The sequence below is a fragment of the Burkholderia sp. BCC0397 genome, from assembly GCF_902832865.1.
Classification (GTDB): Bacteria; Pseudomonadota; Gammaproteobacteria; order Burkholderiales; family Burkholderiaceae; genus Burkholderia.
The window spans coordinates 247,943-263,933 of record NZ_CADFDL010000002.1 but is presented as its reverse complement, the minus strand read 5'-3'; the positions used below and the strand labels follow the sequence as shown (position 1 = coordinate 263,933).

Below are 15,991 nucleotides of genomic sequence, written 5' to 3'. Positions count from 1 at the left end.
GTCAGAAACACACGCGCACGGCGGCGTCGATACGGGTGCCGAGACCGACCATCCGGTACTCGGAATTGCTGTCGGAGAAGGCGTGGGTGAGCGCGACATCGACGCTCACGCGCTTGTTCACGTCGGCGACGACCTGCGCGATCGCGAGCAGGCCCTTGTCCTGCGGCGAATAGACGCCGCGCAGCGAATACTCGACGCGGCCGATTTTCTTGCCGAGCCGCGCGAACAGGTAGTCGCGCAGGCTGCCGTCGACGCTCACGAAATTGGCCGTGCCGCCGAGCCCGGCCAGCGCGGCGCCGGGCGCGACGGGCAGCAGTGCGTTGTTCGCCTGCACCGCGCCGACCATCCGGCGCCACTGGCTCGCGTCGTAACGCGCTTCGTCGTGCGACCACTCGATGATCAGCGACAGGTTGCCGGGCAGCGCACTCTGCATGCCGACCGCGCTGCGCCACATGTATTGGCGATCGTTGCGGCGATCCACGGCGTCGTACGCGGCCGCCGAATCGAGCGGCGTGCCGTTCGCGATGAAGGCCGGCAGCGGCCGCGTCGTGCCGCGCTCGAGCCACGCGCTCGCATAGACGGTGTTCGAGCGCGCGACGTCGAACGACAGCGTCGCGCCGGCGCCGCCGCGGCCTGCGTGACGGCCGGCGAGCAGCGCGGCCGAGCCGCCCGACCAGTTGTATGCGCCGCGCACGAGCTGCGTCGCGCCCTGCACGTCGCGGTTGTCGACGTCATTGCGCAGCGTGTGGTTCTCGCCGGCGATGAACTGCAGCGTGGTCTGTTCGCCGGCCCATTTCGCTTCGACGAGCGGCGTGCCCTCGACGTCGCCGTAGCGATCGTAGATGTCGGCCGTCGCGGCTCGTTTCTGGAAGAAGCCGAGCGGGAAGAACGCCTGCGACGTGTCGAGCGTATCGATCCGCTTGCCGGCCGTGAGCGTGATGCCGTTGTCGAATGCGTAGCGCACGCCGGCTTCGTTGAAGCGGCTTGCCTGCGCGCCGAGCGAATGGTTGCTGGCGACGACGCGCGCGTTCACGAACAGGTTCTCGCCGTCGATGCGCGCGAGCAGGCCGGCTTCCTGCTGATTGCGCGGCGAGTCGCCGATCAGGCGGCCGAGCAGCGCGCGGCCGTCCATGCTGTCGACGGAGCGCGCGTAGCCGATACCGTTGAGCGTGCCGAGCTGGTCCATCAGCGATTCTCCATGCGCGAGCGTGCAGCCGAGCGCGAGCGGGATCGCGAGCGCGACACCGGGCCACGCGCGGCGGGCGCTGCTTGCGCGGCCGGACGATGAACGAAGGCGGTCACGATGAGCGTCGGCATCGGCGTCGTACTCACTGGCCATCGGCGAGCGTGTCGGGATTGAACCAGCCCGACGGAATCTTGCGCGGCTGGCCGTCGAGGATGTCGACGACGCTCGCGCGCTGCTTCTCGACCTCGTTGCGATACGTGATCTTGCGGATCACCTTGCGGCCGTTCGCGTCGACCGGCGCAGAGAAATCGGCGCTGCGAAACAGCAGGCCGCTTGCCAGGAAGAACTGCGCGCGCACCGGCACGTCGGTATCGGGCGTGACCCACAGCTTGATCGTCGGGTAGACGTTGTCGGGGTCGGTCGCGGTCAGGTCGAGTTCGGCGGCCGGCTTGCCGGCGATCGGCGTCGCGCCGGGCGCGGCCGTCGCGCGATAGCTGTCCGCCCAGTGCGTGCGCGTGATGTCGCTGATCACGACTTCGCCCTGCAGCCGCTGCATCCCGTTGATGCGCACCGCGCTGCGCGTGTTCGGCACGTAGAACCAGTGCCCGCGCGTCGTTGCGAGGTACTTCTGGCCGTCGTTCTCGCCGCTGCGCGTCAGTGCGAGCGTGTCGCCGTTGCCGCGCGTGTAGACGAGATAGCGGGTCGCGTCGCCGGACTGTCCGCCGACCTCGTTGGTGATCTGGATGTTGGTCTGCGTATCGGCGGCCGTGCTGCGGTAAGCGTCGGCGCGGGCGAGCATGGTCTGTGCCGTCGGCGCGTCGGCCGCGTGGGCGGCGAGCGGCGCGCACGCGACGAACGCGGCGAACGCGGCGAACGTGAGGCGAATGCGATTCATGGGGCGAGTCCTTCGAGGATGTTGCGTTTCGCGAGCCCGAGCGTCGCGAGCAGCGCCGCGGCCACGCCGAGCACGACGAACGCGGCTTCGACGGCGGCCACGGCGACGGGCGACACGGTGAATTCGAGCAGGATCGGTTTCACGCGGCCGGGCGGCGCGGGCAGGTGGATCTGCGCGTGATTGAGCGCGACCATCGTCAGCAGCGCGAGCGCGATGCCGGCGGCCGCGCCGAGCAGGCCGAGCAGCGCGGTTTCCTGGATCAGCACGCCGCGCACCGTGGCGGCCGGCACGCCGAGCGCGCGCAGCGTCGAGATCTCGCGGCGCCGCTCGACGATGCTCATCAGGATCCAGTTGCTCATCGACAGCAGGATCGTCACGCAGAGGATCGCGCCGAATACCGAGAACTGGTTCTTGTACAGCGCGACGACCTGGTGATAGAGCGACACGAGCTGGTCCCAGGTGCGCACGTCGAGCGTCGGCAGCGCGGCGCGCAGTGTCGCGGCGGCGGCCGGCGTGCGCGCGGTATCCGACAGGAACACCGCGATGCGCGACGCGCGGTCGGTGCGCAGCAGCACCTGCGCGGCCGTGAACGTCACGTTGACGATCCGCTCGTCGACGTCCTTGTTGCCGGTGCTCATCACGCCGACGATCTGCGCGTCGGTCGCGTTGATGCCGCCGTGCGCGGTCGACGCCATCAACTGCACGACCGAGCCGACGTGCACGCCGAGCTTGCGCGCGAGTTCGGCGCCGACGACGACTTCGGTGCCCGCATGCGTCGGCGACAGATAGCGGCCCGACAGCACCGTGTGATAGTCGAAGAAGCCGGGCGGCTCGCGGTTCGGCTCGATCCCTTCGCCGACGAAGCCGTAGCTCAGGTCGCCGTTCGACACGAGCCCGTCGAAGTCGATGCCGCGCGCGGTCGTCGCGACGCCGGGCAGCGCGGCGATCGCGCGCGTGGCGGTAGCCTGCTCGTCGGCGGTGAGCCCGTATTGCAGCGGCCGTTCGCCGATCAGGTCGAGATAGCCGTGATGCAGCACCTGCACATGGCCGACGCCGCTGTCGATCGACCCTTCGCGCACTGCGTCGAAGGTCGCGATCACGTAACCGAGCGCGAGGCTCGACGCGAACGCGGCGACGCCGATCATCGCCATCGTCAGCACGGTGCGGCGCCGGTTGCGCCAGAGGTTACGCCACGCAAACGTCGACCAGTTCACGATTCACTCCCGGTACGCCGTCGCGCATCTCGATGCGGCGCGGCAGGTGCGCGCACAGACGATCGTCGTGCGACGCAATCAGAAAGGCGGTGCCCAGCGTGCGGTTGGTGTCGAGGATCAGCTCGGCGACCGCCCGCGCGTTGGTACTGTCGAGGCTCGCGGTCGGTTCGTCCGCGATCACGATGGCCGGCTCCTTGGCGAGCGCGCGGGCCAGCGCGACGCGCTGCTGTTCGCCGCCGGACAGCTCGCCGGGGCGGTGCCGTTCGCGCGCGGCGAGCCCCACCGCGTCGAGCATCGCGCGGGCGCGTTCGCGCCGCGTGCGCGGCGTGCCCCACGCGAAGCAGCCGAGCTCGACGTTCTCGAGCGCCGACATCACCGGAATCAGGTTGAATTGCTGGAATACGAAGCCGATGCGTTCGCGGCGAATCCGTTCGAGCGTGTCCGGCGCATCGTCGATGCGGCGGCCTTCGAGCCAGCGTTCGCCGCTGCTCGGCACGTCGAGAAAACCGGCGAGGTTGAGCAGCGTGCTTTTGCCGCTGCCCGACGGCCCGACGAGCGCGACGACGTCGCGCGGGCCGATCGATATCGTCGCGCCGCGCACCGCGACGACGCGGCCTGCGCCCTCGTACACACGGCTGACATCGCGCAGCTCGAGCACCGGGCTAAGCGACGCGGCCGTCATGCGAACGCTCCCTGGCCCGTTTCGACGGCGGCCGACGCGGGAATCACGGGCAACGCACCGTTCGCATAGAGATCGCGACACTTCAGGCGCTGCAGCTTGCCGCTCGTCGTGCGCGGCAGCGAGCCGGGCTCGACGAAACACAGATCCTGCGCGGCGAAGCCGATGCGCGATGCGAGCAGTTGCTGGCACTCGGTGCGCGTTTGCGGCGTCGCGTCGACGGGCCGCGCCTCGATTGCGACGACCAGCCGCTCGGTGCCGGTTTCGGGATCGGGCAGGCCGAACGCGATGCAGGTGCTCTTGCGCAGCGCGCTGTGCGACGCCAGCGCTTCCTCGATCTCGTGCGGGAAATAGTTGCTGCCGCGAATGATGATCACTTCCTTCTTGCGGCCGAGGATATGCAGCTGGCCGTCCGCGACGTAGCCGATATCGCCGGTGCGGAACCAGCCGTCGGCCGTCAGCGGCGCGGCGATCGTGCCGTCGTCGGGGTTCAGGTAGCCGAGCATCACCGACGAGCCGCGGATCGCGACTTCGCCGACCGCGCGATTCGCCAGCGCGCGGTCGCCGTCGTCGAGGATGCGGAACGCCATCCCGTCGATCGGCGTGCCCATCGCGAGCACCGTTTCGGTCTCCGTATCGTGGCCGTCGTTCGCGGCGGCCGGCTGCGCGTCGCGGCGCTCGATCAGCGCGCGCCGGTCGAGCGTGTCGACGATCACGTACGGCGTGCCGTCGACCGCACCTTCATGCCATGCACGATGCATCGATACCGCGAGCGTCGACTCGGCCATCCCGTAGCACGGTTGCAGCGCCGACGCCGCCAGCCCGTACGGCGCGAACGTCGCGGCGAAATCGCGCAGCGTCGCGTCGTCGACGCGTTCGCCGCCGATGAAGATGTTGCGGCACGCGGACAGATCGACGCCGTCCATCGCGGCGGCATTGAAGCGGCGCACGCAGTAGCGCAGCGCGAAGGTCGGCACCGACGTCGTCGTCGCACGCGCCGACGCGATGCGCTTCAGCCAGCCGAGCGGATTCCGGATGAAGCTGTTCGGCTGCATCATCAGCAGCGGCGCGCGGTAATGCAGATTCGACAGCAGCGTGAGCAGCCCCATGTCGTGATAGAGCGGCAGCCACGACGCGGTGCCGTCGCCGGCCGCGAGATCGAAGCGCACCGACCCGCCGATGCCGAGCACGTTCGCGATCACGTTCTCGTGGCTGAGCACCGCGGCCTTCGGATGCGACGTCGAACCCGACGTGAGCTGCACATGATGCGGATCGCGGCCGCTCTTCGAACTGATCAGTGCGCGCGCGCCGGCATCGGCGGCGCTCGACAGCGTCGCGAGATCGACCACGCGCGTGGACGCCGCGGGAAACGCGTCGTCGCGCCAGGCCGCGGCCTGCGCATCCGCGGCGACGACGATGCGCGGCCGATACAACTCACACGCGACGTCGACCACCTGCCGCCCGGCTGCTGCACGCCGGGCGGGGACGGGCACGGTGCAGGGCAGCGCGCCGGTCATCACGCAGGCCATCATCGCGGCCGCATGCTCGACCGATGCGGGCAGCGCGAGCATCACCAGATCGTTCTCGCGCACGCCGAGCTCGCGCAGCGCGCCGGCCTGGCGAAATACCTCTTCCGCGAAGTGCCGGTACGCGATGCCCGCCTCGTTGCCCGCGTCGTCGACGAACGTCATGCGATGCATGGCGCCCGCCACGTCTTCGAGCGATTCGATCAGGCGATGAATGGTCGATGCGCACTTCGTCACGAGGATTCTCCCCTTGAGGAACACGGCCGCTCGCGCCACGGTGCCGGCGGCGCCGTTCGTCGAGTGAGGTGGATTCTTGCCGGATCGATCGGCTGCGACAAACGGAATCTATGCAGGCTATGCATGAGCGGAGCGCATCCACGCGGGCCCGCGCAAGTTCGTGATTCGCGTGAACGGGGGCTAGGTGACTGGTCGGTCTCATTCGACCGGTCGTCTAGTTCACGATGTGGTTCGATCATGCGCGTGCGTCATGCAATGCGTTCGGAAAATTCGTTTGTCCGAAACATCGACTCACAGAAGAATTGCATCCCGGCAGCGCGCCAGCGTCGCCGCGTCATCGTGCCGGGCAGGGTCCGGCTCAAGGAGAGCGTCTTGTCCGTCACCTCATCGCTTGTCGCCCGCTCGAAACCGGTTGCAGACATGAAGAGCCGCCCGAGCGGCGTGGTCTTCTCGCTGAAGCTGGCCGTCTACGTCGCGCTCATCGCGCACGGGATGATGTTCGCGCTGTCGGCGCTCGTGATCCTGAAGATCGTCGGCGTCCTGCTGATCGGTGCGATGTATGCGCACGGCGTCGAGCTGCAGCACCAGGCGCTGCATTACCAGGGGTTTCGCAGCAAGCGCCTGAACATGGTGTTCGGCGTGCTGCTCGGCATGCCGATGCTCGTGTCGTTCCACGCCTACCAGGACAGCCACCTGCGCCATCACCGGCTGCTCGGCACACCGGAGAACAAGGAGTTCTTCGACTACGGCGACCAGTACGGCGCGAGCCCTGTCGTCAATGTCGGGCTGTGGGCGTGGCGGCTGTCGATGGCCGCGCACTATATCCAGTTCGCGAGGAACGTCGCGAAGCTGGTCGTGCCGGGTGCGCGCTTCGGCGACAACGCGCTCGTGTCGCGCGCGATTCGCCGCGACTACCTGCTGATGGCCGCCGCGATCGCGCTGCTGGCCGCGTTGTCGTTCGCGCTGCACACGTGGTTCGTCGTCTGGGTGTGGGTCGTGCCGCTCGTGTTCGTCGCCGCGTCCGTGCATGCGCTGGTCGAGATGCCCGAGCACTACCGCTGCGACCTGACGAGCACCGACCCGTTCCGCAACACGCGGACGATCGAGAGCAACGCGTTCATGACATGGTTCACGAACGGCAACAACTATCACGTCGAGCATCACATGATGCCGAGCCTGCCGATCGAGCGCTTGCACGACCTGCATGGCGCGATCGCGCCGCGCATCCGCTATTACCACCGCACCTATCGGCAGTTCTACTACGCGTTGCTGCGCGGCCGGCTGTCGCCGCGCTCGGTGGACGACGATCGGGACGATCGCGAGCCCGATGCCGAAGCGGTTGCGCCGGCGTCCACGCAATCAGCGTGACCGCCGGTGCCGAATACCTTGCGACGACGGTGACGACGATGCTCTATCCGGAACTTTTCAGGTCGCTCGAAGCGGTCCGCTGGGACATGGAGAAGGACATTCCGTGGGACAAGTTCGACGCTTCGCTGCTCACCGACGAGCAGGCCGAGACGATCAGGATGAACGCGATCACCGAATGGTCGGCGCTGCCCGCGACGGAAATGTTCCTGCGCGACAACCAGCACGACAGCGACTTTTCCGCGTTCATGAGCGTGTGGTTCTTCGAGGAGCAGAAGCATTCGCTCGTGCTGATGGAATACCTGCGCCGCTTCAAGCCGGAGATGGTGCCGACCGAAGAGGAGCTGCACGCGGTGCGCTTCCAGTTCGACCCGGCGCCGCCGCTCGAGACGCTGATGCTGCACTTCTGCGGCGAGATCCGCCTGAACCACTGGTACCGCTGCGCGGCCGACTGGCATACCGAGCCCGTCATCAAGCAGATCTACGAAACGATTTCGCGCGACGAAGCGCGTCATGGCGGCGCGTACCTGCGCTACATGAAGAAAGCGCTGAACAACTGCGGCGACGTCGCACGCGCCGCATTCGCGAAGATCGGCGTGCTGATGGCGTCGGCGCGCCGCACCGAGAAGCCGCTGCACCCGACCAACCTGCACGTGAACCAGGCGCTGTTCCCGCGCGACACCGTGCAGTCGCGCCTGCCGGATCCGGAATGGCTCGAGCGCTGGCTCGACGAGCAGATCCGTTTCGACGGCGAGTGGGAGAAGAAGGTCGTCGAGCGGATCCTGCACAACCTGTCGATCCTGTTCGAGCGCACGTTCGCGACCGCGCAGGAGCTGAACCGCTATCGCCGGGAAGTGACGGCGCGGGTAAATGGCGCGGCGGACAGTCCGTAGCGGATCGACACGTACCGCTGTCCCGCGGCGCGGGCCGGATTCCGGCCGACAGGCGAACGCCATACACGCTGACCGGCGCTGCCGGCCGGCGGATTATTCATTTCCGGACATAATCGGTCCATCAGTTTCCTAAAATCGTATGACAAGCTTGAATTTCATGCGTTTAGTATTTTTTAATAAACATCGGATTCCGGATTTAAATGGCATTTTGCATGTCTGTTGCAGACCGTTTGTTTTTCGCATTCCGGGAAATAAAATGAAAAAGTCGGCAGATTGAAATTGAATTGTAGGGATTGGGCGCTGGCTCTGCCAATACGACACAATCGCTGCGATAGCAGCGGATTCTGCCGGAAATCGCCTGTTTTTACGAGACTTTATCGACCATTTCGGGGCGCTCGATTCGTTCGCATATTAATTTACAAAATCACTACTCGATAATGTTTATGTAAGCGTATTGACTCGACGAAAATTGATAGATAAATACAAGTGTCACGATTGAAAATAAGAATGATGTGCATCCATGCTTCAAGATAAAATCGTTTCAGAATCCAAAAAGGAGAAACGATTCAGGGAGACGAACAGCAACTGGTCTGTCGATGGGTGCAACTTTGAGGCGGCGGTATGGCTAATGTGAGATTGGTAAAGCGATTGAGAAGTCTGCCTTCGCTGGATTTCCTGAGAGGCTTCGAATGCGCGGCGCGCCATTTGAGCTTCACGCGTGCGGGGCAGGAACTGAACGTCACGCAATCTGCCGTGAGTCGCCAGGTCAAGGCGCTCGAGGAGCAACTCCGGATCGAGTTGTTCCATCGGCACATTCGTTCGCTGACACTGACCGACAAGGGGCGCGAGCTGTACGACGCGATCTCGTTCGCGTTGTCCGACCTGGAATCGGTGGTCGGCAAGCTGTCGTCGAGTGTCGGCCAGCGCGCCATCTCGTTGTCGACCACCGTCTCGTTCGCCGCGCTGTGGCTGATTCCGCGCCTCGGTTCGTTCCGCGCCAGCTATCCGGACATCGACGTGCGCGTGTCGGCAACGAGCGAAATTGAAGATCTCAAACGCAAACGTTTGCACCTGGCCGTGCGCTATGCAGGCCCGTATACGTCGACCGACGATACGGATGTGTTGTTTCGCGAGCGTGTCGTGGCGGTATGCAGCCCGAGCCTGATGACGGCGGTGGGCGACGCCGCGTCGATGCAGCCGGCCGACCTCGACAAGCACGTACTGCTGCATCTCGACGACCCGCGCGGCGAATGGCCGTGGCACGGGTGGAGCCATTTGCTGAAGGAGCTCGGCGTGCCGCGACTGCGGCCGGCCGGCGCGCTGCACTTCAGCCAGTACGATCAACTGGTCCAGGCCGCGGTCGACGGGCACGGCATCGCGATCGGAAGACGTCCACTGGTCGACGGGCTGTTGAAGCAGGGGCGGCTCGTCGAGCTGTTCCCGCACTGCACCGTTGCATCGGGCAGCTACGTGCTGGTACAGAACCCCGATGCGTGCAACGAATTCGACATTGCGGTGCTGACCAACTGGCTGCTCGAACAAGCGTGTCACCCGCTCGCGACGGAGCCGGACACCGCCGGCAGCAACGTGCTGCCGATGTATCGCGTCGGATAGCGCAGCGCGGCGAATGCGGCGTGCGCGGTGTCATGCGCGGCACCTGCAACCTGTGCGATGATGCGCCGCTTCGCGTTCGTCGCAGAACGCCGCCGACCGCGGCACCCGTTTCCGGGCCACCGCCGAGTCCTGACATTCTGGAGACAGCATGCCCGCACACGGCATCCAAGGCAGCACCCTGCATTACCATGATCGTGGCGCCGGTTTTCCGGTGCTGCTCGGGCACAGCTATCTGTGGGACGCGACGATGTGGGCGCCGCAGATCGACGCACTGTCGCACCGGTATCGCGTGATCGTGCCGGACCTGTGGGGGCATGGCGAATCGGATGCGCCGCCGGACGGCACGCACACGCTCGACGATCTCGCCGCGCACGCGAGCGCGCTGCTCGACGCGCTGGAAATCGAACAGTGCGCGATCGTCGGGCTCAGCGTCGGCGGCATGTGGGGCGCACGGCTCGCGTTGCGCGAGCCGCAGCGCGTGCGCTCGCTCGTGATCATGGACGCGTCGCTCGAGGCCGAGCCCGATGCGACGCGCATGCGCTACTTCGGGATGCTCGATGCGATCGAGGCTGCGGGCCGCATCGCGCCGCCGCTGCTCGACGCGATCGTGCCGCTGTTTTTCCGGCCGGACGTCAATCTCGACGACCCGGTGCCGACGGCGTTTCGCGATGCGCTCGCGAACCTGCCGGCCGACCGGCTGCGGCAATCGATCGCGCCGCTCGGCCGGCTGATCTTCGGCCGGCCCGACACGCTCGCGACACTCGCCGAACTCGATGCCGCACGCACGCTGCTGATGTGCGGCGCGGGCGACATGGCGCGCCCGCCGTCGGAAACCGTGAAGATGGCGAGCGTGATCGGCTGCGCGCATGCGCTGGTGCCCGACGCCGGCCATATCTCGAACCTGGAGAATCCTGCGTTCGTCACGCGCACGCTGCTCGACTGGTTCGACGCGCAGCAACTGCCGTCGACCTGACGGTCACGCGAACGGCGACGCTCGCGCCGGCCGCGCGGCATCGCATCGACCCGCGTCACGCGCGCTCGCTGACCGGCGTGAACTTGCGGTCGCGCACACGCGCTTCGTCGGCACCGCCGCGCACGAGGCTCAGCGCTTCCGCGCGGCTCGCCACGCACGGCCCGGAGCCGGGCAGCGGCTGGCGCGCGGTCTCGCGCAGCGCGAGCACCGACACGATGCCGATGAACGACGCGCCCATCAGGTAGTACGCGGGCATCATCAGGTCGCCGGTGCGATCGACCAGCCATGCGGTGACGAGGGGCGTCGTGCCGCCGAACAGCGACACCGATACGTTGAAGCCGATCGCGAGCGCGCCGTAGCGGATCCGCGTCGGGAACAGCGCCGGCAGCGCCGACGGCATCACGCCCGTGAACGTCGACAGCAGGATGCCGTAGATCAGCATCCCGCCGAAGATCGGCAGCATGCCGCCGGTGCGGATCAGCATCAGCGCCGGCACCGACAGCGCGAGCAGGCCCACGCAGCCGGCCATCATCACCGGCTTGCGGCCGACCTTGTCCGACAGGTGCCCGGCGTACAGCGTCATCGGCATCATCAGCACCATCACGAGCAGCACCATGAAGAGCCCGTGCGATTCGCGAACGTGCAGCGTCGCCGACAGGTAGCTCGGCAGGTACGACAGCGCCATGTAGTCGGTCACGTTGAAGATCAGCACGAGGCCGACGCATTGCAGCAGCGGCCTCCACTGTTCGACGAGCAGCGTCGCGAAGCGCTGCTTCGGCCGCGCGCGTTCGTCCGCTTCACGTGCTTCGGCCTCCTTCATGAATGCCGGCGTTTCCTCGAGCTTGAGCCGCACGTAGAGGCCCACGAGGCCGAGCGGGCCGGCGATGAAGAACGGCACGCGCCAGCCCCACGACAGCAGCGCGTCCTGCGACAGCGTGGCCGTCAACAGCGCGACCGTGGCCGCGCCCAGCACATAGCCGATCAGCGTGCCGAACTCGAGGAAGCTGCCCATGAAGCCGCGACGCTTGTCGGTCGAGAACTCGGCGATGAAGGTGGCCGCGCCGCCGTATTCGCCGCCGGTCGAGAAGCCCTGCACGAGGCGGGCGACGAGCAGTAGCACGGGCGCCATGATGCCGATCGACGCATAGCTCGGGATCAAGCCGATCGCGAAGGTGCCGACGGCCATCATGATCATCGTCGCGGCGAGCACGCGCTGGCGGCCGATGCGATCGCCGAGCGGGCCGAACACCATGCCGCCGAGCGGGCGCACGAGGAACGCGGCCGCGAACGTGCCGAAGGTCGCGAGCAGCTGCGCGGACGGGCTGCTGGACGGGAAGAACACCTTGCCGAGCGTGACGGCGATATAGCTGTAGACGCCGAAGTCGAACCATTCCATCGCATTGCCGAACGCCATCGCGCCGACCGCGCGCTTGAGGACGGCAGGGTCGACGATCGTGATGTCATCCAGCTTGACGGACTGGCGCGAAGACCGGGCTTTCGCGGGGTGCGCTTGCGACGGGCTCAATGAACTCTCCTGGAATTGCCTTGGCGGCGCGGCCGGCGGGAATGCAGCGAGGGTGTACGGGCCGACGGACAGCGAAGGCGGATGTCTCGGGGGTGCCTCGATGCCGGTGGCGTGACGCGCGCAGCGGGCGACACCGGGCAGGGGTGTTGTGCGAACCAGTTTAGAGAAACGGGTGCGAGCGGCTATCGGTCATGCGCCTGGAAACCGGTGGTAAACGACATCGGGTTCCGGCAGTTCCGGTTGCACTGAAACACGACCGGCCGACCGGGACGCCAGATGTCGTGTCGGCCGGCATCTGCCTGCGGCCGTCCCGCATGGAATGCAATCCTTGGCAACGTTGGGCGGGAACCTGGGTAACGCGCATGAGGTGAACAAGCGCCATCTGCCGCCATCTTTGGTGGTAGCGTATCGTCTCCCGGTCGGCTATGACGCAACCGATGATGACTATCAACTGGCGCCCGTGCCGGATGACGGCAGCACATCGATGACGGCCGCATCGACTCGATAGACGTACTTTCGCCCGAGGCCGGGTGCTGCGATGTCCCGCGAGACGTTCGCACTGTCGTTCGATGACGGGGCGATCCCGGTTACTTATTTTTCTCGAATGTAGATGATAAAACGATCCAAACTCACTGCATGCGCATTGATCCTCATCGCGACCGTCTCCAACGTGACGTATGCCCGCGATCTGGACAAGAGCGACTCTGACCGCGCCCATATACTGGCCGCCGTTCACCGGCTGAACGACAGCGAACCGGACCTGAAGGATTACCACTATTTCGTGGTCGATCTGATCAAGGATCATGATGCCGCCTTCGCATGTGTTGCATTGACGGATAAGGACGGCAGCCTGGAGATGACGGATGACCAGGCCGAGATCATGAAGTTCGCACTGGAAAAGCGCAACGCGCGATGGGTAGCAACCGATCTCGGTGGCGTGGGATTTGCAGTCGGCGCGAAGCCGGTGCAATCGGATTGCAAGGTGGAAGGACGTATCGTCGACACGCGTGATGATGTCAATGCTGCGTTGAAGGCAACGGGACACAAGCCATTCCCCTCTCGTTGACTGCGGAGACTGTTGGCGGGAACGTGACCGGATGATCCGTGTAGTGTCGCGCGCCGCCCGTAGCTCGGGATGATCCATGCCGCGAAGATCGCGCCTTCGCAGAGTGCGCTTGCGACGGGCTCAAAGAATTCTCCTGGAATTGTCTTGGCAGCCGGCCGGGCTGGAATGCAGCGGAGTCGTGCGGGCCGAGGAGCAGCGAAGGCGGATGTCTCGGGGGACCTCGATGCCGGCGGCGTGACGCGCGTAGTGCGCGCCACCGTGCGGGCCTGTTGTGTGAACGAGTTTAGGGAAACGGGCGCAACCGGCTATCGGTCATGCGCCCGGAGCCCGGTTGAAAACGACACGGGTTCCGGGTAGTGCCGGTCGTACCGAAACGAGCGTCGGCCCGATGTGCGCACTCATCTCGCCATTCGCCGGCTCGCGGATACCAGCAACGCCACGAACACCGCTTCGTCCGCGCGCAGGCCGCGCGGCGTACGCCGGACCGCGAGCGCGGCGAGGGTGCCCGCCTCGAACGCGTCGAGCACAGCCGGATGGATGTAGCAGCGCCGGCACACGGCCGGCGTGTTGCGCAGCAGCTCCGCCACCGCACGCACGGTCTCGACGATCTGCTTGCGGGCATGCGTGACGCCGCGATGCTCGGTGCGCCGCAGCAACCCGAGCGCGTGCACGCTGCCGGCCCAGGTCCGGTAGTCCTTCGCGGTGAAATCGGCGCCGCCGGCCTCGCGCAGATAGTCGTTCACGTCGGACGACCCGACCGGATGGCGGGCGCCGTCGTCGTCCACATACTGGAACAGCTCGTGCCCGGGCAGCTCCGCGCAGCGCCGCACGATCCGCGCGACCCGCGCGTCGTCGACCGTCACGTCGTGCTCGATTCCGCTCTTGCCGGCGAAGCGCAGCCGCACCTGGCCGGGCTGGATCTTCAAATGGCGCTTGCGCAGCGTCGTCAGCCCGAACGAGCCGTTGTCGCGCGCATATTCGGTGTTGCCGATCCGCGCGAGCGTCGTGTCGAGCAAGCGGACGATCGTCGCGACGACCTTGTCGCGCGGCATGCCCGGCAACGCCAGATCGCGCGTGACGCGCGCGCGGATGCGCGGCAGCGCCCGCGCGAACGCCGCCATCCGCGCGTACTTGTTCGCGTCGCGGGTCGCGCGCCACTGCGGGTGATAGCGGTACTGCTTGCGTCCGCGCGCGTCGCGGCCCGTCGCCTGAAGATGACCGCGCGGGTCCATGCAGATCCACACGTCGGTGTACGCGGGTGGAATCGCCAGCGCGTTGATGCGGGCGATTTCGTCGGCATCGCGAATCCGCACACCGTCCGGCCCGTAATACGCGAAGCCGTTGCGGAGCGGCCGGCGCGTATAGCCGGGGCGACGGTCGTCGACATGGCGCAATGCCACGGCGCCGCTTGAAACGCGCTGCTTCATGCTGCGAGGCGCCGGCCGGTGGCGACGTCGGTGCGCGGCGACCCGCGCTCACGGGCAGCGATCATGCTTGTCTCCTTTGGGTTCGCGTGAAGGGCGGGCGCCTGACAAGGGGTGCGAACCGCCATGGCGACGGAGCAAGAACCGTGCGCCGCATCGCCCGGCGCTGCCCGCGTGTTTAGGTGTTTATACGTATGCCAGTTCCGATATCGCCTCAATCCAATATTTCATTGGAAGGTTATCGGACTTGTTCCTAGACTGATGCGGGGCATGTATACCGCGCCGGCCGGGCACGCCGGCCGGCGCAGCCCCGATCCGCGCCAGCGCCACGCAGAAACACAACAGCGCCGCGGCAGACAACGACATCATCGGAGACGGACCATGACATTCATCAGGAAGCTGGCGGCCACCGCGATCGTCGCGGCGACGGCGGTGTTGGCCACCGGCGCGCACGCGCAGCAAAAGCCGATCACGCTCGGGTTCTCGCAGGTCGGCGCGGAAAGCGCGTGGCGCACCGCGAACACCGTCTCGGTGAAGGGCGCGGCGAAGGACGCCGGCATCAACCTGAAATTCTCGGACGCGCAGCAGAAGCAGGAGAACCAGATCCGCGCGATCCGCTCGTTCATCGCGCAGAAGGTCGACGTGATCGCGTTCTCGCCGGTCGTCGAATCGGGCTGGGAACCGGTGCTGACCGAAGCGAAGGCCGCGCACATCCCGGTGATCCTGACCGACCGCGGCGTCGACGTGAAGGACCCGTCGCTGTACGTGACGATGATCGGCTCGGACTTCCTCGAGGAAGGGCGGCGCGCCGGCCACTGGCTGGAAGAGCGCTACAAGAACGACGCGGGCCCGATCAACATCGTCGAGCTGCAGGGCACGGTCGGCTCCGCGCCGGCCAACGACCGCCGCGCGGGCCTGCTCGAAGTGATCAAGAACAATCCGAAATTCAAGGTGATCGCGTCGCAGAGCGGCGACTTCACGCTCGCCGGCGGCAAGCAGGTGATGGAAGCGTTCGCGAAGACCTACGGCAAGCAGATCAACGTCGTCTACGCGCACAACGACGACATGGCGCTCGGCGCGATCCAGGCGATGGAGGAAGCCGGGATCAAGCCCGGCAAGGACGTGAGCGTCGTGTCGTTCGACGCGACCAAGGGCGGCTTCCAGGCGATGGTCGCCGGCAAGATCAACGTCGACGTCGAATGCAGCCCGCTGCTCGGCCCGCAACTGATGAGCGCGGTGAAGGACGTCGTCGCCGGCAAGCAGTTGCCCAAGCGCATCGTGACCAACGAGACGGTGTTCCCGATGAACGTCGCGGCGCAGGTGCTGCCGACCCGCAAGTACTGACCTGTTCGCACGGGCGGCGGCCTGGCGGCCACCGTCCGGCGACGCTTCGA

General features: G+C 66.5%; 13 protein-coding genes. 6 read left to right on the top strand and 7 right to left on the bottom strand.

Annotated features, from left to right (window positions below):
• Window position 1 precedes the first annotated feature (1 nt).
• Genes HWX03_RS06260 through HWX03_RS06240 form a run of 5 tightly spaced genes read right to left on the bottom strand, consistent with a single transcriptional unit; the run spans window position 2 to window position 5,737 of the window.
• Window positions 2-1,339: a hypothetical protein gene (locus HWX03_RS06260; protein ID WP_175870692.1), complete on the bottom strand. Its 1,338-nt coding sequence runs from the start codon at window positions 1,337-1,339 to the stop codon at window positions 2-4.
• Entirely contained in the window at window positions 1,329-2,081 is a 753-nt protein-coding gene (locus tag HWX03_RS06255) for an outer membrane lipoprotein-sorting protein (protein ID WP_175870691.1), read from the bottom strand. The genes HWX03_RS06260 and HWX03_RS06255 overlap by 11 nt, the downstream gene beginning before the upstream one ends.
• Window positions 2,078-3,295 carry an ABC transporter permease gene (locus tag HWX03_RS06250; RefSeq protein ID WP_175870690.1) on the bottom strand — a complete coding sequence of 406 codons (1,218 nt, stop codon included), beginning with the start codon at window positions 3,293-3,295 and terminating at the stop codon, window positions 2,078-2,080. The genes HWX03_RS06255 and HWX03_RS06250 overlap by 4 nt, the downstream gene beginning before the upstream one ends.
• On the bottom strand, window positions 3,267-3,977 hold the full coding sequence (locus HWX03_RS06245; protein WP_175870689.1) for an ABC transporter ATP-binding protein: 711 nt from the start codon (window positions 3,975-3,977) through the stop codon (window positions 3,267-3,269). Before HWX03_RS06245 ends, HWX03_RS06250 begins: the two co-directional genes overlap by 29 nt.
• Entirely contained in the window at window positions 3,974-5,737 is a 1,764-nt protein-coding gene (locus tag HWX03_RS06240; RefSeq protein ID WP_244132589.1) for a fatty acyl-AMP ligase, read from the bottom strand. The genes HWX03_RS06245 and HWX03_RS06240 overlap by 4 nt, the downstream gene beginning before the upstream one ends.
• Before the next feature lie 420 nt (window positions 5,738-6,157).
• Between HWX03_RS06240 and HWX03_RS06235 the strand changes: the two genes are divergently transcribed.
• From HWX03_RS06235 to HWX03_RS06220, 4 genes are all read left to right on the top strand, one after another.
• Complete coding sequence (locus HWX03_RS06235; RefSeq protein ID WP_175871131.1) at window positions 6,158-7,105, top strand: fatty acid desaturase; 948 nt, start codon at window positions 6,158-6,160, stop codon at window positions 7,103-7,105.
• A 29-nt stretch (window positions 7,106-7,134) separates the two neighbouring features.
• Window positions 7,135-7,995, top strand: a complete 861-nt coding sequence (locus HWX03_RS06230; protein WP_175871130.1) for a diiron oxygenase — start codon at window positions 7,135-7,137, stop codon at window positions 7,993-7,995.
• A 621-nt stretch (window positions 7,996-8,616) separates the two neighbouring features.
• Entirely contained in the window at window positions 8,617-9,609 is a 993-nt protein-coding gene (locus HWX03_RS06225; RefSeq protein WP_175820945.1) for a LysR substrate-binding domain-containing protein, read from the top strand.
• Window positions 9,610-9,757: 148 nt separating this feature from the next.
• Window positions 9,758-10,582: an alpha/beta fold hydrolase gene (locus tag HWX03_RS06220; protein ID WP_175870687.1), complete on the top strand. Its 825-nt coding sequence runs from the start codon at window positions 9,758-9,760 to the stop codon at window positions 10,580-10,582.
• 55 nt (window positions 10,583-10,637) lie between these two features.
• On the opposite strand, the gene proP is transcribed toward HWX03_RS06220, so the two are convergent.
• Window positions 10,638-12,107: a glycine betaine/L-proline transporter ProP gene (gene proP, locus HWX03_RS06215; RefSeq protein ID WP_175870686.1), complete on the bottom strand. Its 1,470-nt coding sequence runs from the start codon at window positions 12,105-12,107 to the stop codon at window positions 10,638-10,640.
• Between the two features lie 610 nt (window positions 12,108-12,717).
• On the opposite strand from proP, the gene HWX03_RS06210 reads away from it, so the two are divergent.
• Window positions 12,718-13,173, top strand: a complete 456-nt coding sequence (locus tag HWX03_RS06210) for a hypothetical protein (protein ID WP_175870685.1) — start codon at window positions 12,718-12,720, stop codon at window positions 13,171-13,173.
• Between the two features lie 398 nt (window positions 13,174-13,571).
• Here HWX03_RS06210 and HWX03_RS06205 read toward each other — a convergent pair whose 3' ends face one another.
• Window positions 13,572-14,600, bottom strand: a complete 1,029-nt coding sequence (locus tag HWX03_RS06205) for a DNA topoisomerase IB (protein WP_175870684.1) — start codon at window positions 14,598-14,600, stop codon at window positions 13,572-13,574.
• Between the two features lie 378 nt (window positions 14,601-14,978).
• Here HWX03_RS06205 and HWX03_RS06200 point away from each other — a divergent pair, with 378 nt between their 5' ends.
• Window positions 14,979-15,941 carry an ABC transporter substrate-binding protein gene (locus HWX03_RS06200; RefSeq protein ID WP_175870683.1) on the top strand — a complete coding sequence of 321 codons (963 nt, stop codon included), beginning with the start codon at window positions 14,979-14,981 and terminating at the stop codon, window positions 15,939-15,941.
• The last annotated feature ends 50 nt before the right edge of the window (window positions 15,942-15,991 follow it).

What these genes read in the sequence shown, in the direction of transcription:
- HWX03_RS06235 (WP_175871131.1), top strand. Translation starts at nt 6,158, where the DNA reads ATGAAGAGCCGCCCGAGCGGCGTGGTCTTCTCGCTGAAGCTGGCCGTC.
- HWX03_RS06220 (WP_175870687.1), top strand. Translation starts at nt 9,758, where the DNA reads ATGCCCGCACACGGCATCCAAGGCAGCACCCTGCATTACCATGATCGT.
- HWX03_RS06200 (WP_175870683.1), top strand. Translation starts at nt 14,979, where the DNA reads ATGACATTCATCAGGAAGCTGGCGGCCACCGCGATCGTCGCGGCGACG.
- HWX03_RS06255 (WP_175870691.1), bottom strand. Translation starts at nt 2,081, where the DNA reads ATGAATCGCATTCGCCTCACGTTCGCCGCGTTCGCCGCGTTCGTCGCG.
- HWX03_RS06210 (WP_175870685.1), top strand. Translation starts at nt 12,718, where the DNA reads ATGATAAAACGATCCAAACTCACTGCATGCGCATTGATCCTCATCGCG.
- HWX03_RS06245 (WP_175870689.1), bottom strand. Translation starts at nt 3,977, where the DNA reads ATGACGGCCGCGTCGCTTAGCCCGGTGCTCGAGCTGCGCGATGTCAGC.
- HWX03_RS06225 (WP_175820945.1), top strand. Translation starts at nt 8,617, where the DNA reads ATGGCTAATGTGAGATTGGTAAAGCGATTGAGAAGTCTGCCTTCGCTG.
- HWX03_RS06260 (WP_175870692.1), bottom strand. Translation starts at nt 1,339, where the DNA reads ATGGCCAGTGAGTACGACGCCGATGCCGACGCTCATCGTGACCGCCTT.
- HWX03_RS06205 (WP_175870684.1), bottom strand. Translation starts at nt 14,600, where the DNA reads ATGAAGCAGCGCGTTTCAAGCGGCGCCGTGGCATTGCGCCATGTCGAC.